The 23,153-nt window shown below is 43.8% G+C and carries 15 protein-coding genes and 1 other RNA gene; 13 read left to right on the top strand and 3 right to left on the bottom strand.

Annotated elements, in window-relative coordinates; translation table 11 throughout:
• The first annotated feature begins 11 nt into the window (after positions 1–11).
• Complete coding sequence (locus L0U88_RS03660; RefSeq protein WP_234864252.1) at positions 12–1,166, top strand: 1-deoxy-D-xylulose-5-phosphate reductoisomerase; 1,155 nt, start codon at positions 12–14, stop codon at positions 1,164–1,166.
• A 4-nt stretch (positions 1,167–1,170) separates the two neighbouring features.
• Here the strand turns inward: L0U88_RS03660 and L0U88_RS03655 are convergent, their stop codons facing one another.
• Positions 1,171–1,587 carry a hypothetical protein gene (locus L0U88_RS03655; RefSeq protein ID WP_234864251.1) on the bottom strand — a complete coding sequence of 139 codons (417 nt, stop codon included), beginning with the start codon at positions 1,585–1,587 and terminating at the stop codon, positions 1,171–1,173.
• Between the two features lie 128 nt (positions 1,588–1,715).
• Here L0U88_RS03655 and rseP point away from each other — a divergent pair, with 128 nt between their 5' ends.
• Positions 1,716–3,065 (top strand): RIP metalloprotease RseP, encoded by a 1,350-nt coding sequence (gene rseP, locus L0U88_RS03650; protein WP_234864250.1) that lies wholly within the window; start codon positions 1,716–1,718, stop codon positions 3,063–3,065.
• On the opposite strand, the gene L0U88_RS03645 is transcribed toward rseP, so the two are convergent.
• Positions 3,058–4,884 carry a MutS-related protein gene (locus tag L0U88_RS03645; protein ID WP_234864249.1) on the bottom strand — a complete coding sequence of 609 codons (1,827 nt, stop codon included), beginning with the start codon at positions 4,882–4,884 and terminating at the stop codon, positions 3,058–3,060. The two genes, rseP and L0U88_RS03645, sit on opposite strands and share 8 nt — an antisense overlap.
• Before the next feature lie 113 nt (positions 4,885–4,997).
• Between L0U88_RS03645 and ssrA the strand changes: the two genes are divergently transcribed.
• Together ssrA and L0U88_RS03635 are read left to right on the top strand one after the other, a co-directional pair.
• Positions 4,998–5,373: a transfer-messenger RNA gene (ssrA, locus tag L0U88_RS03640) on the top strand.
• A gap of 137 nt (positions 5,374–5,510) precedes the next feature.
• Positions 5,511–6,344, top strand: coding sequence for a phage integrase SAM-like domain and Arm DNA-binding domain-containing protein (locus tag L0U88_RS03635; protein WP_234864248.1), 834 nt, complete (start codon positions 5,511–5,513; stop codon positions 6,342–6,344).
• 19 nt (positions 6,345–6,363) lie between these two features.
• Here L0U88_RS03635 and L0U88_RS03630 read toward each other — a convergent pair whose 3' ends face one another.
• Positions 6,364–7,248 carry an AraC family transcriptional regulator gene (locus tag L0U88_RS03630; protein WP_234864247.1) on the bottom strand — a complete coding sequence of 295 codons (885 nt, stop codon included), beginning with the start codon at positions 7,246–7,248 and terminating at the stop codon, positions 6,364–6,366.
• Positions 7,249–7,396: 148 nt separating this feature from the next.
• Between L0U88_RS03630 and L0U88_RS03625 the strand changes: the two genes are divergently transcribed.
• The 9 genes from L0U88_RS03625 (at position 7,397) to L0U88_RS03585 (ending at position 23,092) form a co-directional block, all read left to right on the top strand.
• Complete coding sequence (locus L0U88_RS03625; RefSeq protein WP_234864246.1) at positions 7,397–9,040, top strand: UxaA family hydrolase; 1,644 nt, start codon at positions 7,397–7,399, stop codon at positions 9,038–9,040.
• A gap of 29 nt (positions 9,041–9,069) precedes the next feature.
• On the top strand, positions 9,070–9,858 hold the full coding sequence (locus tag L0U88_RS03620; RefSeq protein ID WP_234864245.1) for an L-fucose dehydrogenase: 789 nt from the start codon (positions 9,070–9,072) through the stop codon (positions 9,856–9,858).
• A 116-nt stretch (positions 9,859–9,974) separates the two neighbouring features.
• Complete coding sequence (locus L0U88_RS03615) at positions 9,975–10,568, top strand: RNA polymerase sigma factor (protein ID WP_234864244.1); 594 nt, start codon at positions 9,975–9,977, stop codon at positions 10,566–10,568.
• A gap of 79 nt (positions 10,569–10,647) precedes the next feature.
• Positions 10,648–11,748: a FecR family protein gene (locus L0U88_RS03610; protein WP_234864243.1), complete on the top strand. Its 1,101-nt coding sequence runs from the start codon at positions 10,648–10,650 to the stop codon at positions 11,746–11,748.
• A gap of 212 nt (positions 11,749–11,960) precedes the next feature.
• Positions 11,961–15,389, top strand: a complete 3,429-nt coding sequence (locus L0U88_RS03605; protein WP_234864242.1) for a SusC/RagA family TonB-linked outer membrane protein — start codon at positions 11,961–11,963, stop codon at positions 15,387–15,389.
• A 19-nt stretch (positions 15,390–15,408) separates the two neighbouring features.
• A complete protein-coding gene (locus L0U88_RS03600) occupies positions 15,409–16,965 on the top strand; it encodes a RagB/SusD family nutrient uptake outer membrane protein (RefSeq protein WP_234864241.1) in 1,557 nt (518 codons plus the stop codon).
• Between the two features lie 17 nt (positions 16,966–16,982).
• On the top strand, positions 16,983–17,759 hold the full coding sequence (locus L0U88_RS03595) for a DUF4397 domain-containing protein (protein WP_234864240.1): 777 nt from the start codon (positions 16,983–16,985) through the stop codon (positions 17,757–17,759).
• 103 nt (positions 17,760–17,862) lie between these two features.
• Positions 17,863–21,012, top strand: coding sequence for a glycoside hydrolase family 2 protein (locus L0U88_RS03590; protein ID WP_234864239.1), 3,150 nt, complete (start codon positions 17,863–17,865; stop codon positions 21,010–21,012).
• Between the two features lie 4 nt (positions 21,013–21,016).
• The gene (locus L0U88_RS03585; RefSeq protein ID WP_234864238.1) at positions 21,017–23,092 is read left to right on the top strand and encodes an alpha-amylase family protein; all 2,076 of its coding nucleotides are present in this window, start codon (positions 21,017–21,019) and stop codon (positions 23,090–23,092) included.
• The last annotated feature ends 61 nt before the right edge of the window (positions 23,093–23,153 follow it).

The raw sequence follows: 23,153 nt of genomic DNA, 5'->3' as shown, positions 1-23,153 counted from the left end.
TGAACCAATACATGCAAAAACGTATCGCTTTATTCGGATCCACCGGCTCCATTGGAACCCAGGCATTGGCAGTAATTGAGGCCAATCCTCAGTTGTTTACGGCAGAAATTCTGACTGCCCAGCAAAACGATGAATTACTGATCAAACAGGCGCTTCAATTCCAGCCCAATACTGTGGTGATCGGGGATGAATCCCGCTACCAGAAAGTGAAGCAGGCCCTGGCCGGCACCGATATCAAGGTGTTTGCCGGGGAGAAGGCATTGGAGGAAGTAGCGGCATTGGATTGTTATGACCTGATGCTGGCGGGTATAGTTGGATTTGCCGGATTAAAACCTACGTTGCAGGCGGTTGAGCAGGGAAAACCGGTAGCCCTGGCCAACAAGGAAACGCTGGTGGTGGCGGGTGATATCGTGATGCAGAAAGCGATTGAAAAGCGGGTGCCCATCATCCCGGTAGACAGCGAACACAGCGCCATCTTTCAGTGCCTGGTGGGAGAGAACCTGAACCCCATTGATAAAATCATATTAACGGCATCCGGAGGGCCTTTCCTTGGAAAGAAGCCTAATTTCCTGGTTAATGTGAAGCGGGATCATGCGTTGCAGCATCCCAACTGGAGTATGGGAGCCAAGATCACCATTGATTCGGCCACTTTGATGAATAAGGGGCTGGAAATGATTGAAGCAAAATGGTTATTCAACCTGAAGCCGGAGCAGGTGCAGGTAATGGTGCATCCGCAAAGTATCATACATAGTATGGTGCAGTTTGAGGATGGATCAATCAAAGCGCAGATGGGGTTGCCGGATATGAAATTACCGATTCAATATGCGATGGCTTTTCCGCAGCGGATCGTGAACCAGTTTCCGCGCTATGATTTCCGTAAACCGAATACACTAACATTTGAAGAGCCGGATGTAAAAACCTTCAGAAACCTGGCACTGGCAACAGAGGCCTTGTATAAGGGAGGTAATCTGCCCTGTATCTTAAATGCCGCGAATGAAATTGCGGTATATGCCTTTTTAAGAAACAGGGTGGGATTCCTGGACATGACCGATGTGATCGAACGGACCATGAATAAACTGGAGTTTATTGCGGAACCCACCCTGGAACAATATTTTGAAACCGATGCGGCGGCCCGTGAGTTTGCCGCAACGCTTATTCATTTGTAATCTTTTAATTAGTCACAATGTGCAGGGTGTCTGCCTGCAATAAAGTGGTGCCGTTATAATAACGCATTACATATTTTCCCGGAGTCATCAAACGGAACGTGAAAATCGTATCCTTCACGTATAAGTTTGGCAAACAGGAAGGCTGAGGCAAGGCAGGATTGGGCTTGGAGCCGATGGCCTGCAGATCAAACTGGTTGGGGCCTGAATTCCGCGCATCCACCCCTTCAAATTTATAGCATTGGTCAGGGGCAGTTACGCGCAGCTGGGTTTTAACCGTATCACCCACTTTAGCAGTATCGGGCGTATTTACATTGGCAAATGAAATCGTAACCAGGACCCGCTGATCTGGTGGTAAGTCTTTGGTTTTCAAACAGGCGCTCAGGCTCAGCACCACGGCAGCGGAAAAAACTAATTTCTTCATGTATCGATGTTTAGGGATCATGACAAAGTTGTGATTGCAAGCGTTGTACGAACAAAAAATTTATGGTTCCAATAGGGTTTTTTCCCTGATATTTGTCAACATTCATACATTGTACCTGACTGAAGTATATGATATTTTTAGCAATTAATTGGGCGGAAGTTGGAGTTAAAGCCGGGCAGTTTATTCTTTCTTTTTCCATCATTGTCATTCTCCATGAGCTGGGGCATTTTTTGCCGGCACGCTGGTTTAAATGCCGGGTGGAGAAGTTTTACCTGTTTTTTAATCCATGGTTTTCCTTATTCAAAAAGAAGATAGGAGAAACAGAATATGGATTGGGTTGGGTTCCTTTTGGTGGATATGTCAAGATCAGTGGCATGATTGATGAGAGCATGGACAAGGAGCAGTTGAATCAGCCGCCCAAGCCCTATGAATTCAGAAGCAAGCCGGCCTGGCAGCGACTGATCATCATGGTCGGAGGAGTGGTCGTGAACCTGATTCTTGGATTCCTGATCTATGCCATGACTTTATGGTACTGGGGCGAATCCTATGTTCCGACCAATAAATTCACGTATGGTATCGCAACAGATTCCCTGGCACAAAGTATTGGCCTGCGGGATGGTGATAAAATTGTATCGGTGGACGGTGAATACATTGACCGGTTCAATAAAATTCCCCTTCGTGTTATTCTGAACGGAGCGAAAACTTTTGAAGTTGAGCGTGATGGAAAACCTGTAACTATCACAATTCCGGAAAGTTTTGCGGCGGATCTGATACACTATAAAGCGATTTCTTTTATTGATATGCGCGTGCCTTTCCTGGGCCTGGATTCAATAGCTGATACCAGTGCCGCGATGAAGGCCGGGTTGCGCAAAGGAGACCAGATATTGACGGTGAACAATCAGCCGGTACCCTATTATCACACGTTCCGGCAATTGATTCAAAAGAGCAAAGAAAAAACCATCGCGATGCAGGTGCTTCGGGGTACCGATACTCTGCAACTGAATGCAGCGATACCCAAGACCGGAACGCTTGGGGTGTATCCGATCTCCTGGGCGGATAAGTTTGAAGTGAAGGAAGTGAAATATGGATTTTTAGAAGCGATTCCGGCGGGCTTTAAGAAAAGTATTGAAACCCTTACATCCTACTGGTTGCAGTTGAAACTCATCTTCAGTGGAAAAGTGAATACGAATGAATCCCTTGGCAGTGTAATCAGTATTGGAAAGATGTTTGCACCTGTATGGGACTGGCAGCAATTCTGGGCGTTAACGGCCTTTTTCAGCCTGGTACTGGCATTGATGAATATCCTGCCAATTCCAGGGTTAGATGGAGGTCATGCTTTATTTACCATCTATGAAATCATCTCCGGCCGAAAGCCAAGTGACAAGTTCATGGAGTACGCGCAGATGGTGGGCATGATCCTGCTACTGGGTCTGATGGCCTACGCGCTGGGGCTCGATATATTCCGATTGTTTAAGTAATCTCGATACCTATTTTTTTCATGAGGATGCTGGCGTTCATGCTGGTGCAGATCCCTGTTTTCAGTTTATAGTCGAAGAAAAGCTCCTCCTTCTCTACACTAACATCAAAGTGATAATTGCTGAGGGCGTTTGGATATTCTTTTTCAAGCTCTGTTAGGGCCAGGTCGTGTGTAGCAAGCAGGGCAGTTGCATTTTGTTTTACCAGTTGGCGGATCAGCGCCTTGGAACCGGTTTGTCGATCCTGTGAATTGGTGCCGCGCAGGATTTCATCGAGTAATAAAAAAACGGGCTCCCCGGCATTCACAGCATCGATGATGGCTTTGAGTTTGCTGAGTTCGGCGTAAAAGGTAGAGGTGTTTTCTTCGAGATTATCGGCGATGCGCATACTGCTCATGATGCGCATATTGCTAGTCGTTAGATGGCCGGCAAAAACCGGTGCACCGGACATAGCGAGTACCTGGTTAACACCGATAGAGCGCAGGAAAGTGCTTTTTCCTGCCATATTGGAACCGGTGATGAGCGCGATGGCGGGGCGACCGCTGGTGCTGAAATCATTGGTAACACATTTGCCTGCTGGGATCAGTGGGTGACCGAGACCGGTGGCAGTCCAATGGCCGGGGATTTCACTCACTTCAGGAAAGGAATAATTCGGATGATTAAATGCAAATCGGCCCAGGCTGTTGAGCGCTTCCAATTCTGCGATGGATTGAAACCAGGCATTCAGGGCCGACTGGTGATCGCGTTTCCATTTTTCAAGGGCCCATACCTGTTGGATATCCCAAAGCAGGAAGGTGTTGAGCGGAATATAGACCAGTGGATTATGCCGGTAGTCGAAGCGGTCGAGAATCTGGTGGAGACTTTTTATTGCCCGGGAAGCGGAATGAGTACGAACTGCGGGGCTAATGGTACCTGAGAAATGTAAGATCGTTGACTGCAAAGTTTTCAAATGATCCGATTCAAATTTTGCAGTTTCCACCCAATGAAGCGAATTGGAAAGAGAAGTAAGGGAGGGAAGAACAGCATCAAGTTTACGATAAATGGGGACAATGCTTTTTGAAATATAAAAAGCAATTGCCATCAGGAGAAGGATCAATCCGTAAAAGGAAGCGGAGGGAAGTTGATCTAAAAGATGTAAGACTAACAATCCAATGGCAAGGGTTGGCCAGGCGAAGCGGAGCAATTTCCACGCTGCTTTTGGGAAATAGCCGGAAGGGGTAGCAGACCAATTCAGCACCTGGTTTCGGGTTGCATTCGGGATCGGTTGTTGGTGACCGTACGCTTCGAATTGCAGGCTCCATGCTGGAAGGGATGCGAGGTTTTTGGTGGCTTCCTGTCGGGCTAAAATGGTAGCAGTAGAAGCAGGTTCCAGTAACCATTGGGCCAGTTTTTGATGGCCTGCTTCGCTGGTTGTACGGTGCAGGAATTGAAACAGGGATGCTTTGCCAAAGAGATCCAGATCGCCTGCATAAGGATGCTTGGATGGAGCCAGTTCATCCCCCTGGAACCGGTGAAAGAACTGGTGTTGTGCGATGCGGTTTTCTTCATCGGTAAGCCGGATCATTTCGGAAAGCAGATTGATGCGATCGGTTAGTTGCAGGCTGAATTTCACGAGGAAAAGAAAGACAGCCAGTGCCACAGAAAATACGAGGACGAGCATCAGCAGCGATTCGGATCGGATCTGGTAAAGCAGGAAGGCGGTCAGTCCAATGGTGAGAACCCTGGCAACAGCGATGCGGTTTCTTTTTTGTGAAAGCGCCTGTTTTTCCGTGTTAAGCTGTTGGTAAAAGCTGGAATAGAAACTATTGGGATCCTGTAACATAACCGTGAAACTAGGATAAATCTGTATCTTTGAAATTGTGAAGTTAGAAGTAAGAAGTTAGAAGTAGGAGTTCCTCAATTCATAATTCAAAATTCATACTTCTCAATTCCATTGGGGCTGTACTGGTTTCGACAGCGTAGTTCTTTGAGAGTGTAAGCATGTCGTGCGTTGGATAATTAGCACGTAAATCTGAATACCCGAACTTCAAATGGCAATACACAGTATGCCATGGCTGCCTAATCAGTGATTAAGTAGTCATTAGGGCCGCGTTGAGCAGGTTGATCTGTTACCAAGCTCCGCCGCCGACTCAAAACTAAATACAGGTTGCTGTTCAACCAGGCTGTGCGTTGAACTTAAGACCATCCAGCTAAGGAGAGAATTGGTTTGTTGTTTTCCTGCTCTTTCCCGACAATTAATAAGCAACTAAACATGTAGAAAGCTTTCGGCGAATATGTTTGGACGGGGGTTCGACTCCCCCCAGCTCCACTTAAGTAATTGATTATCAATGTTTTATGCAAGAAAATAGGTGACCAAAACGGTTACCTTTTTCTTTTTTGGTGACCAAATCAGGTGACCAAATTTCGCTTTCAGGTGACCAAATTTTTTAACTCAAAAACTTAAAAAAGATGGTACTGAAAACCACCTACCTACTTTGGATTTGCCGATCCAAGACAGACAAAAAAGGGAACTCCCCAATTTTCATGAGAATTCAGGTCGGAGACTCCAGATCAGAAATTAATACTGGAGTAAAAATTCCTGAAAAGTTTTGGAACTCTCAGGCTCAAAAAGTCCTTTCCAAACATCCAGATTCTGAGATTTATAATGAAACACTAGAAATTCTCCGGGATAAATTCAATGAAACTTATAGAGACCTTTTAAAATCCAGAGTATCCTACACTGCTGAAACTTTCAAGAAAAGAATGCAGGGTGAACAAGAAGCTTCTCAAAGGACACTAATGGAAGCTATCGTTTCCCACAACAAATACCTGAAATCACTGGTAGGAAAAGATTATGCTCCAGCTACTGTAATCCGCTATCAAACTCTTACCAATCTTCTTACTGTGTTTCTTTCTGATAATTACCAGAGAACAGATTTTTTATTATCTGAACTGTCTGTTAAGTTCTTACAGGATTTTGAACATTATCTGAAAACTGTCAGGAATTGTAATCACAATACAACCGCTAAATATCTCAAGAACTTAAAGAAGGTTATTAATACAGCTATTGTAAATCAGTGGATAGATAAGAATCCATTCCTTGGTTATAAGATTACTATAAAGCAGACCATGAAGGATTATCTGGTAGAGGAGGAGATAAAGCGAATAGAAGCTAAAATATTTCCAATGGAAAGGCTGGAGGCTATTAGAAAGATATTCTTGTTCCAGTGCTATTCTTTCAATGTTGAAAAACAGGCGTACTTTATTTCTGTTCAACCGGACGGAATATTTAAACCATTATAAAAATAGGAATAAGTTTTTTTCATTCTTGCTCATCAAAACTAATGAATGCTTTTTGGAAACTTAAGGGTGTTTTTCCTGTTATCTTTTTGAATGCCTTGTAAAAATTAGTGATATTGTTGAATCCACTTTCGTAGCAGATCTGGGTAATATTCAATTTATTTTCAATCAATAGTTTGCTGGCATGACCAACTCTTAATTCCTGCAAAAATCGGTTATAAGTCTTTCTTGTGTGTTGCTTAAAATAGCGGCAAAACGAATTGGGACTAATATTCGCGTTAGCGGCCACATCATTTAAAGTGATTTTGTTTTTAAAGTGATCAAGTGAATATTTAAATATCTGATTGATTTTTTCTGTTTCCTTTCCCTCAAGGTGAGCAGGTTGAAAGCCTTGGGTCGAAAGTAATTTAACGGATTTCGATTTAGCGATTTCGTTTAGTACCTGAAGCAATAGGACAATTCTTTCAGAGCCTTCCGAATCCAGCAATTCTTTCAATAGGAATGAAACGCTGGTTTTTGTTTTACCGGTTATCTGTAGGCCTCTTTTGGCTCTTAGAAATAGATCTTTTATTTTTTTATTTTCCGGAAGTTCCAGGAAATCCTGACCCCAAAACTCTTCCCTGAAATGTGCAACCAGTGCAATAGCTTTTAATTTGGATCCGGCTTCGAAATGTGCATCATCGCAACGCCAGTAGTGCGGCAGATTACTTCCAACTAAAATCAGATCGCCTTTTTTAAAGGAAAGTATACTGTCGCCAATAAATTGAATGCCAGACCCTTTCTCGACCAATAGCAATTCCAATTCAGGATGAAAATGCCAGTGATTATAAAAGTAGGGAACTACATCTCTTCTAACACTGAATGAATGATTGATTTTGGGTACTACTTTCAGCAATTTGGGGTTCATCTGACCTGTTGTTTAAGGTGACCTGGGATTGATAATTATTTGCCAGAATAGTTTAACAATGGGCTAAAAAAACAAAAACATCTCGATAGTAGCTATTTTAATTTTGACTGAACATGATATAAAATATACAAAAAACAGCTTCTTAATCATGCATCAGAAAGTCATAAAAATTCATAAATCGGATAATGTTTTAGTTGCATTAGTTAATTTAAATAAAGGCGAATCTATTCATTGTGATGGCGAGCGAATAGAACTTTTGGATACTATTCCTGCCAAACATAAAGTATTTACCAAATCTATGAAGATTGGTGAAAAGGTAATCATGTATGGTGTTACCGTAGGAACTGTTCAATTGGATCTATCAGCTGGAAGCCTGATGACTGTATCAAATACAAGACATGCGGCTGATCCCTATCTGTATCGAAACAGAAAATTTCAATGGACACCGCCCGATGTCAGCAAATACAGGGGAAGAACATTTAAAGGTTACAGGCGAAGTGACGGACGATATGGAACAGCTAATTACTGGTTATTTATTCCAACAGTTTTTTGCGAAAACCGTAACCTTGATGTAATTCGTGAAGCGCTGCACAACGAGTTGGGATACTCAGTAACGGAACAATATAAATCATTCACACGACATCTTGTAAATGCCTATCGGAGCGGAAAAGAGCTGGATTCAAGGGAGGACTTTATTGATCTTGGACCATCAAAAAGCAGCCGGTTATTTAGTAATATTGATGGGATTAAGTTCCTGAATCATGCAGGAGGTTGCGGTGGTACACGGCAGGATGCTGAAACCCTGGGAAGGCTGCTGGCTGCCTATTGTGATCATCCCAATGTAGCCGGAATTACTGTTCTTAGCCTGGGTTGCCAGAATTTGCAGGTATCTGATATGCTACAATACCTGAATGAGCGTAACCCCGGCTTTGACAAACCATTACTGATATTTGAACAGCAGGAAAGTAAAAGTGAGCCGGAACTGGTTAGGGAAGCTATCAGAAAGACTTTTCTGCACTTGATAGAAGCCAATAAAACCGAACGGCAAGAGGCCCCTTTGAGTGCCTTGTGTATAGGCGTAAAATGTGGTGGTAGTGATGGTTTCAGTGGAATTTCTGCAAACCCGGCAGTGGGACATTGTTCGGATCTGCTGGTGGCATTGGGTGGCAGTGTTTTACTCGCGGAGTTTCCCGAGTTGTGCGGAGCCGAACAGGAACTGATCGACCGATCTGTAGATGAACCTACCGCAAATAAGTTTATCAGTTTAATGACTGATTATAGCAAGCTGGCTCAACGTGCAGGTTCGGGGTTTCACATGAATCCTTCCCCCGGAAATATTAAAGATGGCTTAATTACCGATGCCATCAAGAGTGCCGGTGCCTGTAAAAAAGGGGGTACTTCTCCCGTCGTGAATGTACTGGATTATACGGAGCCTGCAACCAGGCCCGGACTCAGCCTGGTATGCACACCTGGTAACGATGTTGAGGCCACTACCGGAAAAGCCGCCAGTGGGGCTACCTTAATTTTATTTACTACAGGCCTAGGAACACCAACTGGTAATCCGGTTTGCCCGATCATTAAAATTTCTACCAACACCAAATTGGCTAGAAAAATGGCAGATATAATCGACATTGATGCCGGTTCTATCATTGAAGGTGAAAAAAGTATTGAAGAAGTGGGCGAAGAGATTCTCGAATATGTGATTAAGGCAGCCAGTGGTGAAGTGCTGCCGAAAGCAGTACTGCTCAACCAGGATGATTTCATTCCCTGGAAGCGGGGTGTTTCATTGTAATCGAAAATCAGTCATAAATACAGTCAGTTATGAATTTTCACTTACAGGATAAAATTATTATTGTAACCGGTGGTGCAAAAGGTATTGGCTTTGGGATTGTGGAGGTATTGGCAAAAGAAGGTGCAATTCCCGTTATTATCGGACGAAATGAAGTTGATAATCAGAAGGCAGTAGAAATCATTGTAGCAAAAGGGGGCAAAGTTGGGCAAGTGGTAGCCGAGCTATCGGAGCCTGAGGCCTGCGCTGTAGCTGTACAAAAGATTATCCGGCAATTCGGACGAATTGATGGCCTGGTAAATAATGCCGGTGTGAATGATGGAGTGGGGTTGGAATCAGGTGATTACAATCGTTTTATAGAAAGCCTTCATAAAAATCTGGTACATTATTACCTGATGGCTCATCATGTGCTTCCGGAATTGAAAAAATCAAAAGGCAGTATCGTAAATATAACTTCGAAAACTGCAGAGACCGGTCAGGGTAACACATCTGCATATGCGGCTTCCAATGGCGGAAGAAATGCGCTTACGCGGGAATGGGCAGTGGAACTGGCTAAATATGCTATCCGGGTAAATGCTGTGGTGGTGGCAGAATGTTATACCCCGTTGTATGAGAACTGGATCAGGGCCCTCCCCAATCCCGAAGAGAAACTGAAGGAGATCACTTCAAAGATTCCTTTTGAACACCGGTTTACTACGGCTGAAGAGATAGCCAATATGGTTGTATTCCTGTTATCTTCCTTATCCAGCCATACCACTGGCCAGTTAATACATGTGGATGGGGGCTATGTACACCTTGATAGGGCGATGGCTAATGCCTGATTGCTTGACAAAATAGTGTAATGATATGCTTAGTTTGGCAAACGTTGAATACATTTATCATCTCAACTTTATACTTAGAAAACTGTTGAATTGACCATAATTGAATCTCGCCAACGATGGAACGCTTGCTGTTTGATGCTGAAAAATACCAGGACTATCAATTGATAGCCCTGCTCAACGGAGGCAGTGAATATGCTTTCCAATTATTGTTTGACCGGTATCGGGGCAGGATATACAGAGTTGGTATTGAATACCTCAAGAGTCCCGCACTGGCACAAGATGTGGTGCAGGATGTTTTTATGAAACTTTGGTTTGAGCGGGAGAATATTAAAAACAATCAGCCTTTGGAGGGTTGGTTGTTTACAGTGGCCCGTAACCAGATTATCAACCAGTTGAAAAAGGTAGCGAACCATTGGAAAGCATTGCAGCGAAAAGCTGGAGAAGAGGTAGAAGAAATTGAACCCCAGGTATTTCAGGATTTGGATAAATCGTATTATCAGCAGGTATTTCAAGAGGTACTGAATGAATTGTCTGATACACAACGGCAGGTTTATCAGTTAGTTAGGGTACAGCGCTTATCTTATGCGCAAGCGGGTGAGCAGCTTGGGATTTCACCCTTAACCATAAAAACCCATATGGGAAGAGCACTTCGCCAAATCAGGATTTCTCTGCAGTCAAAAGGCATTTCAGTTTTTTTTCTATTTTTTTAACCCTGATGTACTCCTTTCTGGTTGTTCGATTGTGTAAATAATAGTAGGATTTCTATTTCCTGCTTTACACTCATCACGAATGAATAACGAACGACTTGCTTTCTTATTGGAACGCTACAAGTCCAACAGGATAACTGATTTGGAATTGGACGAATTCCTGAATTACCTGGCGGGACAGGATGAACAGTCCTTACTCGCTGCAAAAGTTATGGCCGATTTGCAGGCTGAGCCGCTTAAAGGAACAGATCTTCCTCCTCATATTGCACAGGATATCATGCGTAATATCCTTCAGTCCGAAAAGAAAGTAGTTGAGTTGCTGCCAGGCAAGAAATCTTACCAGAAGCGTTGGGTTTGGGTGGCCGCCGCAGCCATAATTTTACTGATTGGTATGGTTCCCGTTCTCACCCGTCTGATAAATAAAAATTCGGATGGGGAATCAATTTCCAGTGTACTTAATCAAAATTACCTGGCAAAGAAAAATACCGGCCAGCAGCCATTGACTCTTTCCTTGCCGGATGGTTCAATTGTTACCTTACAACCGGGGGCAATCATCCGTTATGATCAGTCCTTTGGAAAATCAGGAAGAAAAACCCATTTGACAGGTAATGCTTCCTTTGATGTGACTAAAAATCCTTTGCTACCATTTTACGTCTATAACAGGCAGGTAGTGACAAAGGTACTGGGCACTTCATTCGATATTATTTCAGACCCCAATCAAAATAATGTTTCAGTGATTGTGAAAACCGGAAAGGTTCAGGTAATGGAAAATGCCTCTATTACGATGGATTCCTCAAAACTGGCCGTGGTTATAGTAACACCCAACCAAAAGGCAGTTTACTCGGAAAATTCAAGACGATTTGAGACTTCGCTGGTTGAGTTGCCCCTGGCACTGAAAGAGCATGTAGCACCTGGAAATTTTAAGGAAATCGCAGCCGGCAGTTTACAATTTGAGCAGAGTAGCATTGATCAGGTACTTGTAAAACTGGCTGAAACTTTTGGCATTGAAGTGTTGGTGGAAAATGAAAACCTCAACAATTGCCTGTTTACCGGGGATTTGAACAATCAGGATTTTTTTACCAGCTTGAAAATTATCTGTCTGACAATTAATGCCTCTTATGAGGTAATTGGGACAAGGGTACTGGTCAAAGGGAATGGATGTATCAATCAAACCAATAATTAAAAACGCTGCTATATGAGAAAGTACTTAAAACCTCCATAAAATAAAAAAAGAGCCGGTAAGTGGTGGTGCACTATCCGGCTCAGGAACAGCTTCCGGTAAGAAGCTGCAATTTTTGTCCTTCCAATTTCAGAACAAAATCAATTAAAGTTATGAAATATAAGCAACACGTTGTATTGCTTTTAACGATTGCTATGAGACTAACGATAGCCCAAATGGCTTTGACAATATTGTTTGTTGGCGGGCTTTATGCAAAAGAAGCCAATAGTCAGGGCCTGTTGGATAAAAAGTTTACGGTTAAGGCATCTAAAATACAAATTGAAGATCTGCTTCGCTCTGTGAGCAGGCAAACCACTATTAAATTTTCGTACAGTTCCAGTGCTATAAAAAGTAACCGTTTGGTTAGTTATACTGCCATTGAGAAAAAAGTGGGTGAATTCCTGAATGAATTCCTTTCCGGTTATGGCATCGGTTACAAAATAGTAAATGAGCAAGTGATCCTTTTTCCATTGAAAGAGATTTCAATCAATTTATTTAATTCAGCAATATCCCCGGATGCATTTGGCGGGGTGGAAACGATCAAAAGAATCATTACAGGAAGGGTTATAAATGATAAAGGTGAGCCGGTATCCGGAGCAACTGTAACAGTAAAGGGTGAAAGTATTTCGGTTGCTACCGATGGAAATGGAAATTTCAGTATTAATGCAGGATCAGAATCTGTGGTATTGTTGATCACTTCCGTAGGATACAAATTGTATGAACTGTCTGTTCCATCCAATAACTCAGTGGTCAGTGTAGTGCTAAAGGCTGATGTACGAGACCTTCAGGATGTGCTTGTAGTAGGTTATGGTACCCAGCGCAAGCGGGATGTAACTGGTTCAGTAAGCAGAATCGGTGGAGAAGCCATCCGTTCCACGCCTGTAAATAGTCCAGACCAGGCGATTCAGGGACGGGTAGCCGGTGTTCAGGTTATGCAAACCAGTGGTGCCCCTGGTGGAGCGGTTCAGGTTCGTGTACGTGGTGTAAACTCTACAGCAGGTGGTGGAGCGAACCAGCCACTGTATGTAGTTGATGGAGTGCCCTTGCTTTTTGTAGAAGGTATTAACAGTTTGAGTGTTGGAAATGAAGGTTCAAGCGGTGGTGCTGCTTCCAATGGTGCCAGTCCCCTGAATACAATCAGTCCAAATGATATTGAATCTATTGAAGTACTGAAAGATGCATCAGCTACTGCCATTTATGGTTCAAGGGCTGCTAATGGGGTGGTACTGATTACTACTAAGTCAGGAAAGTCAGGAAAGCCACAAGTAGGTCTCAATGTTTCCTATGGCATTCAATCGCTCCGCGAAAAGATACCAGTACTCAATGCAAGAGAAAGGGCGGCAATCCTCTATGAGCATCGTCGCAATCGGGGTTCTGCGGGAAATGAAGTATTTGATGTCTGGTCAGTGAATCCCTACCTGTATCCAAAAGGTACCGACTGGCAGGATGAAGTATTCAGGAATGCTCCCATCGCTAACTACAACCTTAGTGTAACAGGTGGTAGCGATAAGATTACCTATTCAATCGGTGGTGATTATATGGATCAGCAGGGTATTGTACTGAATACCTATTCCAAAAGGGCTGGCATGCGGGTGAACCTGGATGTAAAGGCAACCGAAAGATTAAAGTTTGGTACCCGGACCAACCTGAGTTACCAGTGGGAGAATGGTGTTGCAACCGATGAGTTCTTCCAGGGTGAATTGAATTATCTGACAGTTAACTCTCCTTTACTGCCTGTGTATGATGCACAGGGTAATTTTGCCGGTCGTCCTAATAATGTAATCAATGCCGGTTTTTTTGGCAACTCCAACATTGTTGCCAACCTGAAAGAACGTACCCGGAGAGCCGATCGCTACCGCATCATCTCCAATCTGTTTGGTGAATATAATTTTGGCGGTGGTTTAAAATTCAGAACATCACTCGGTGTAGATTACCTGTTTACGCAACTTCGGCAGGTTGATCCCTACTGGGTAAGAGGTGTTGATATCAATTCCCCCCTAAGGGTACTGGAAAGCAGTCCTAAAACTTTTAACTGGATCACTGAACAAACCCTTACTTATGATAAGCGACTGGGAGATCATACCATAAATGCAGTGGCAGGTTTCTCTGTTCAGAATATCCGGGTGAAAACTTTTGCAGCTGCTGCAAACGGATCAGTAAGTAATTCTCTCGACCAGTTGAGTAATAACCCAACTTTCTCAATGATTTCTGGTGGTCAGTCGGACCAGGGATTGGTTTCCCAATTTGTACGTACTAACTATGCTTATAAAGGAAAATACCTGTTCACCGGTACCATCAGAAGAGATGGATCATCGAGATTTGGTGCAAATAATCAGTATGGAATCTTCCCCTCTTTCTCATTAGGCTGGAGATTATCTCAGGAAAATTTCCTGATGGATAGTAAAGTGATCAGTGATCTGAAGTTGCGTGCAAGTTATGGTTCAACCGGTAATCAGGAAATTGGAAATTTCCTCTATGCCGCATTGATGGGTGGTACTACAGCTGTATTTGGAAATTCTTATACTCCTGGTTTGGCTCCTACCCGTTTTCAGAATGAAGACATCCAATGGGAACGTAACAACCAGTTCGATATCGGTTTAGACCTGAGCCTGTACAATGGCAGAGTCAATATTACAATGGATTATTACGATAAGCGTACAAAAGGTTTATTGGCATCAGCTCCCATGTCAGTTATATCAGGTGTTGGTAATTCTCTGATAACGAATATTGGCGAGATCCGCAATAGTGGATTTGAATTTGCATTGAACACTAATATCATTGAGAAAAAGAATTTTACATGGAACCTTGATTTCAATATCGCCACGAATAAGAATGAAGTGATCAGCCTGGGTAGTCAGCCCTTTATCAATGGTGTTTCTGTATGGCGTATCAACTCATTCATCAACCGCACAGAAGTTGGTCAGCCAATTGGTGCATTCTACCTGGTTCAAACAGCAGGACAATACCAGACCTGGCAAGAGGCTGCTACTGCTCCGACTTACCGGATAAGCAACCAACCCTGGTTTGGACCTGGTGATTTCATACCGGTTGATCAGAATAAGGATGGCGTTATTGATGACCAGGACAGGGTTTGGTCAGGATCTCCTTTCCCGGATTATTTTGGCGGAATCACCAATACCTTTACTTACAGGAACTGGTCAATGGCAATATTTGCTCCATTCCAGGTGGGTAATAAAATCTGGAACCAGCCTTTCCTGAATGCTACTACGTTTGAGGGTAATGTTTGGAGAGAAGTGTATGATAACCGCTGGCAGCCCAGCAATCCGGGCGTGGAGACTTCTGTTCCAATTCCCAGGAATAACAATCCCATTATGGCAATTCCGTTTTATCTGCAGGATGGTTCTTTTTTACGAATCCGAACCATCTCGCTTGGCTATGAGCTGCCTGTTGGCAGAATCAAGTTTGTTAAGCTTAGCAGGATGAAATTGTACGCACAGGCAAATAATTTCTTTGTGTTCACAAAATACAAAGGATGGGATCCTGAGGTAAACAGTTTTGGTTCAAATGTTACCACCAATGGTCTTGATGTTGGCGCTTATCCACAAGCAAGGTCAGTGATCTTCGGTGCAAACATTGCATTTTAATCATACCAAAAATTGAGACATGAAAAGAACTACGTTTTCTAATATAGGATATTTCCTTTTTCTGGTAACAGCAATGGGGATTGCAGGGTGCAAAAAAGTTTTGAATCCCATACCTTACGGACAGCAAACCGTTGATGCAACATTTACAGATTTTAATGGTGCCATGAATGCGGTGAATGGTATCTATGCACAATGGAGCAATGGTAACCTGATCCGTAATTCCAATTCCTGGTTGAGTATTGACCAGGCCAGTGATGATGTGATGAGTGTAAGTGCACCTGCAGGTTTGTATGATTTCATAGATTATTTTGAATTGGTACCTGATAATGCCACTACATTCCAGATCATGGATGATTTCTATCGGATTATCTATCGCTCTAACCTGGTCATTGAGCGGGTACCAGAAATCAACTTTCCATTGGCTTTCCAAAGGAATGGTACGGGAAGTTCCTTTAATGATCAATTTGTTGGAGAGGCGTTGTTTATGCGTGCATTTGCCTATTATAACCTGGTCAGGATTTTTGGAGGAGTGCCTTTGCATATTACAGCGATCACAGGTCCGGATGCAGTTAATCTACCCAGATCATCAAGAGAAGCAGTATATCAGCAAATTGAGGCAGATCTGCTTGAAGCAGCGGAGAAACTTCCTGTATCCTATAACGGAAGTGGTGCAGGAAATGAACGTGGCAGGGTAACCAGGTGGACAGCTCTGGTAGTTTTGGCGGAAGCATATCTCACGCAGAAAAAATATACAGAAGCGAAGGCAACTGCACAACAGGTGCTGCAAAATACGGGTGGGTTTAGACTCAACAACGGTTATGCAGCGAGTTTTCCCGCTATAAACGGAGGAAATGAAAATACCCCGGAATCTCTTTTTGAAATTCAATTCAGTAATGCTGGCATTGCTGCCAACTCAACAGCTCCTCAGGGACATAATCTCAGTTATATCATGGGACCACTTTCAGAAGCAGTGGGTGGAAATGTGAATCTGGGAAGGTACAGGCCAACTGATAATGAATCACCTGACAACGAACCTGGATTTACGGGAGGCCTTATCCAGATGTATGAAGAAGGCGATCTCAGAAAAGTTAACAATTTTCATTTTGTACTTGGTGATGGAGGTGTTTCAAGATGGTTAACGCGAAAGTATTATGAGGTTGGAAGAGCCTCCTCTTCTACAGGTAATGTGGTACTCTACAGAATGGCAGATGCATACCTGATTTATGCTGAAGCTACTAATGAACTGGGAGGGCCTGATGCATTGTCTGTTGAACTGATTAATCAGCTAAGGAGAAGAGCATTTGGACTACCACTCAGTGAGATTTCAGACAAGGATATAAGCCCGGTTCAGACACAGGACAGTTTCCGGGAAATCATTCGTTCAGAAAGAAGAAAAGAACTGGCTATGGAAAACAAGCGCTGGTTTGATCTTTGCCGCTATGGTTTTGATTTCGCTAACCAGGCTTTGAATACCAATCAGAAGAGAACAAAGTTCAATCAAAGCAAAATGTTGTTCCCTTTCCCTCAGATCGAACTGATCAATAATCCGCTACTGGAACAAAACCCCGGGTATTAATCCAAAAAATCAGAAGAATGAAAAAGTCATTGAAAATATTGTCATTGGTATTGTCTTTCTCGTTGCTTTTTATCGCCTGCACCAAAGATGATCCGGCTGGAATGGATGAGATGAGGGATAAGGCAAAGCTGGTCTTTATCAACGCAACTGTCAATAACTCAACTGTTCCGGGTGAAGCGCTAAGAGAAGTGGGCATATATCCCGTTTATAATGGACTGAATTTTAATAACCACCCCATACAATATCCCTGGACGAATGGATACAAGGCCTTTGATCCGGGTACATTGAATTTAAAACTGGATACCTGTTTTTCACCTGGAACAAACCCTCCATCGCTGGACCGGGCAACTGTGAAAGACTTGTCCCTTCAAGTTGAAGCGGACAGTTATTACTCTTTGTTTTCCGTAGGAACGATTTATGCGGTAGATACTTTCTTTATCAGGGATGATCTGTCATTTCCTTCTTCCGGCAAAGCAAAGATTTTATTTCTGAATCTGAGTATTGATGCGGGTCCGATTGATATTGTGAATGCGGTAACCGGCGAAGTTGTGGCTGCTAATATTTCGTATAAAGACAGAAGAGGTTATGTTGAAGTAAACCCTGGTAATTACCGTTACCAGATCAATGCAGCAGGTACCAGTACGGTACTCCGTGCGGCAAGGGATCTAATCATTGATGCCAATAGTGTTTACACAGTTTGGGCTCGAGGACTCAGAACAATTCCTGCACCAGGCTCTACATTGGCGAATCATCAGTTGCAGCTGAGCTATCACGCCAACCGGTGGACATATTGATTGTTAACTAATTCCTTATAAAGCCTTTCAACCATTGAAAGGCTTTATTTCACCTCTTTGGATGTTTTCTGAGACAACTCCTTTCTAATTCAAGTTCATAGAAATGGTAAAGTATTGCTGGTTACTGGCAGTTGCTTTTTTCAGTGGCATTAGTTTATATGCGCAATCACCAGATCGTTTTGCAGAAATTGGAAATAAGATTCCGGCAACCCGAACACAGTTATTAAAAGAACGGATTCCTGGCCCATTACCCGATATACATCTGCCAATTTTAGAAGCCTGGGCAAAGGGATTTTCACCAATGGACCGGTTGGATACACCTGAAGAACTCAAATTGGTGTTGAAAAGTTTTCGTAAGCAATATGAACCTTTCCTGCGCCAACTAGCTCCTGTTATGGAAGAGAAAAGGGAAAGAATTATTTTGACAAATTTCAACTGGCGGGAGGAGACTCCTGCTGATCAAAAAGATTTTCCATCTGTCCTGTCAGGAAAAGGGGAGTGGAAAAAGGTTCAGGTGCCCCATTATGGCCCACCTTTGGGTAAAGCCACTACCTACTACCAAACTGATTTTGTGGTCAGCCCTTCCATGATTGAAAAAGGGGCCGTTTTCCTTTCCTTTAAAGCGGTGGATTACAAGGCCCATGTTTTTGTGAATGGAGCCTATATTGGTTCGCATGAAGGTGCATTTGCGCCCTTTGAATTTGAGGTGACAGCCTATATCAAAGCTGGAAGGAATGCATTGCTGGTGAAAGTGGAAAATGATTATCCCATGTTAGGGCATGTTGGTGAGGATGGGCGTAAGCTGGATGGCGACAAAGTGTATGCGGCAACAGGCCTGGGTTATGATGATCCTGAACTGGGTTGGCACCATTGCCCGCCCGGTATGGGCATTTGGCAGGAGGTGGCAGTTGAAGCAAGGGCTACCCTCCATGTACACGATATTTTTGTTCGGCCCATTGCGGATTCTGATACCGCGGAAATATGGCTGGAAATAAACAACACATTGCTGGATAACAAAGAACTAACTGTCCGACATTCCCTTTATGGCCAGAATTTTCCCGCCACGATTTACACAGGGGCATTATACAAACCGGCTACTGTTCATGTGCCGGGTGTAGGTGACCTTGTGAAACCTACCGATTGGGAAAAAAAGGAATTGAAGATGGGTAAGGGAATGAATTTCCTGAAATTTCGCATAATAATTCCCGGTAGTAAGCGATGGCATCCAGATCATCCCTGGCTCTATCAGTTGCAGATAGAATTGCTTGATTTAAATGGCAGGGTGGTGGATGCCATGAAACAGCATTTCGGAATTCGCTCCTTCCGCATGGATACGGTTTCCTATCCCAAGGGTGCCATGTACCTCAACGGTGCTTTCACCAGGCTCAGGGGAGCCAATACCATGGGTGCATTTATGCAGAGCGTCATTAGAAAGGACTGGGATCAACTTGTTGATGATATCCTGCTGGCCAAGATAGCCAACATGAATTATATCAGGATGACCCAGTTCCCGGTACAGCCTGAAGTGTATGATTACTGTGATATGCTGGGCATGATGACCCAGTCGGACCTGCCTTTGTTTGGTATGCTACGTAGAAATAAATGGGCTGAATGTATCCGGCAGGTGGAGGAACTGGAAAGACTGGTAAGAAGTCATCCGGCCAATATCATGGTGAGTTATATCAATGAACGATTTCCAAATGGGGAAGGTAACCCCCACCGTCATTTTTCGGAATACGAGGAGTTCGCTGGATTCTTCCGTGCTGCCGATGAGGCAGTTCGACTGGCTAATCCCGACAGGGTGATCAAGGCTGGGGATGGTGATTATGATCCGCCATCGCCAGGACTTCCGGATAACCATGTGTACAATGGATGGTATAATGGCCATGGGTTGGGATTGGGGGAAATGTATAAAGGGTACTGGCTCCCGGTGAAACCAGGATGGTTATATGCATGTGGGGAGTTTGGTTCGGAAGGGCTTGACTTTTACAATACTATGCGGGAGTATTACCCAAAAAAATGGTTGCCTGAAAATGCGGAAGCGGAGAAAAACTGGACGCCCAATGTGATCAGTATGGCACAATCCTACAGGTTCCATTACATGTGGTTCAACCGGCAGCATAGTGTTAAGGATTGGATTAGAGTAAGCCAGGATCACCAGGCAAAGATCACCAGGCTGACAACCGAATCCTTTCGCCGGAACAATGACCTGGTAAGTTTTGCAATCCATCTTTTTATTGATGCCTGGCCTGCAGGATGGATGAAAAGCATCATGGATGTGAAGCGGCAACCAAAACCTGCCTATTTCGAGTATGCCCATGCGTTAGCTCCGCTGGCTGTTAGCCTCAGGTCTGATCGTCGCCAGTTCTTCAGTGGCGATACCATTGCAGTGGAAGCCTGGATCGCCAACGACAGGAATACTGTGCCGCAGCAGGCAACCCTTCGTTACCAATGGGAGCAAAATGGAAAGGTGCTGTCCGTTGGCCAGGCGCCTGCCAATATATTAGCTAACCGTAGCCGCTTCCAGGGTTATATCCAGTTGGTTGCCCCAAAGACCAGTAAACGCATGCCGCTATTGCTGAGGCTTCAGTTGGTGTACGATAAAGGACTACCCGTTCATGAAACAGATTTTGATGCAGAGGTTTTTCCTGCACCTTCAAAGCCGACCGGAAAGGCATGGATCGCCGGTAATGCGAAAGGGGTGGCACATTCCATTGCAGAACAACTGGAACTATCCATAACTGAAGATATGATGGAAGCATCCGTGTTGTTGATTGATCACCTTCCAGCTTATCATGACCTTCAAGGCCAGATCGATTCCCTGGTGAAACAGGGTAAGACTGCCGTGGTGCTGCAGCCCGGGGCGGGCAGCTTTCAAATAGCCGGTGATAGTGTTACTGTTTCCAAAACTACTATGGGGCAATACTATTTTGTTGCTCCTTCACTTGAACATGCTGCCATGAAAGGATTCAGGCCGGATGATTTCAAATTCTGGTACAATGGGAATAAGGGCGTGTTCAGCCCGATACTGGGTGAGATGTCAGTAATAAAGGGCTGGACCAGCCTTGCTGCAACTGGCCAAACCGGGTGGGTCGGCGCCAATGATTATGCAAATGCTGCAGCCGAGAAGAAACTTGGCAATGGCGTTTTCAGGATCAACCATGTTCAGTTGGATGGAAGGGTAAAGTACAACCCCGTAGCCCGGCAGTTTGCATTGGAATTATTCAATCTACAGGGCAAAACCAACAATTGATAAAATGAGAAATAGGTTATTGGGATACCTGATCATCCTTCTTATTCTTGATTGGACTATGGTCGGCGCACAAGTTGTTCAAGAGCGTAATGCGTATCCGCCATCCCGGCAGGTACATCTAGATTTTCATACATCGGAACATATCCCGGCCATAGGTCAGCAATTTGATAAAAAACAATTCCAGGAGGCTCTAAGGATGGCCAATGTCAATCAGGTCAATGTATTTGCCAAGTGTTGCCATAGTTGGAGCTATTACCCGACCAGGGTTGGCAAAATGCATCCTAATCTATCATTTGATTTGTTAGGGGCTCAGTTGGAGGCTTGTAAGGAGATAGGTGTAAAGGCACCGATCTATTACATTGTAGGGTGGTCTACCAATGATGCCAATGATCACCCTGAATGGTGCGCCCGAAAAAGGGATGGCTCCTTCATTGGGGAGAATTATGATATGAATGCCCCGGGTTCGGCTTCCAAGCCATTTAACTCCTGGCGCACTTTGTGTTGGTTGCCCGGTGGCGATTATCATAAGCACATCTTGAAGCAGGTTGAAGAGTTATGCCAACGGTATAAAGTTGATGGATTCTGGTTTGATATGTATCATATCCTCCCTCGCTGTTATTGCTACAGCTGTGTACACAGGTATAGTATGGAAGGAGTGGATATGAATAATCACGCTGCTGTTGAGCAAAGCGTTGCCAGGGCTTCAAAGCAACATATGGCTGAAATCAGGTCCCTGGTGGCAAAGTACCATCCTGATGCATCAGTTTTTTTTAATGCAACCCCTCATGTGAACAACTCTGCGGTATTCACGAATAGGCTATATGAACTGAATACACAACAAGAGTTAGAAGATCTCCCAACCACATGGGGTGGTTACGATAAATTACCATTGGAGGCGAAATTTCACTTGGGAAAGGGTAGTAGTGTTGTAGCTATGAGCGGGAAGTTTCATAAGGCATGGGGTGAGTTCGGGGGATTTAAGCATCCGGATGCTATAAAGTACGAGGCCGCCGCAATGATCGCTAATGGTGCTTCCTGCAATTTTGGTGACCAGCTGCATCCCTCAGGAAAAATGGATATGGATACCTATCGCAATATTGGTGAAGCGTATAAGTATGTGGAGAAAATAGAACAGTATGGGTTGAATGGGAAACCCTATTCCAGGCTTGGCCTTTGGCTGAGTATGAATGAACAGGCTGATCGCGGAATTGTGAATATGTTGCTTGAGATGCATTATGATTTTGTGGTAGCCGATACTGGAAATCTGGATGACCTGGAAGTGCTGGTCATTCCGAGCCAAACCAGGCTTGGGAATGATCAGGCAAAAAGGATCAATGAATGGGTAAACAAGGGCGGCAAATTGATTTCCTTCGGAAAGGGTTTGATGGATTCTACACGGACTTCTTTTCTTATTGATGCAGGTGTGAGATATGTAAGTGATGGGACTTATTCTTTTGATTATATAAAAGTAAAAAAGGGAGTAAACAAACATTTGGTAAGCTCTCCATTTTTGGCGTATAAGTCCGGGTTAAAAATAAAGGCTGAAAAGGCTGATGTGCTTGCAGGAGTGGTAGAACCTTATTTCGGTAGGACCTATTCGCATTATAGCAGTCATAGGGAAACGCCCTATAGGTTAGTGGAGTCTGATCATCCGGCGGTGGTAAGGCATGGAAATGTGGTCTATTTTTCCCACGATCTTGACCTGTTGTATTATTCCCATGCTGCCAGGGTGCACAGGCAACTTTTCCAGAATGCTCTGGACTTGCTCTATCAACATCCTGCATTGAGTATAAAGAATCTGCCAAGTGCCGGAAGGGTAAGTTTCCTTAAGCAGTCAATTCAGGATAGATATGTAGCTCATTTGCTGTATAGTCCCCCATTACAGCGTGGTGAAGTGATCGTTATTGAAGATTTTCCGAAGATCAGTGATGTTGTTATTGAAGTGAGGGTTCCTGAGAAAATACGGAAGGTATTTAGTATACCAGATAATAAGCCATTATCTTTTTCGAGGAGTGGAGATTTGATTAGGGTAAAACTGTCTCCATTCTCCATGCATGTTGGCATAGTGATGGAGTATTAGAAAACTTCAGTTTTTCCGTGAATGCTAAAGAAAAAATTGATGGTAAACGATGTATTGATTG

It is taken from the genome of Flavihumibacter fluminis, from assembly GCF_021491375.1.
Classification (GTDB): domain Bacteria; phylum Bacteroidota; class Bacteroidia; order Chitinophagales; family Chitinophagaceae; genus Flavihumibacter; species Flavihumibacter fluminis.
This window is presented reverse-complemented; position numbering and strand designations above follow the sequence as displayed.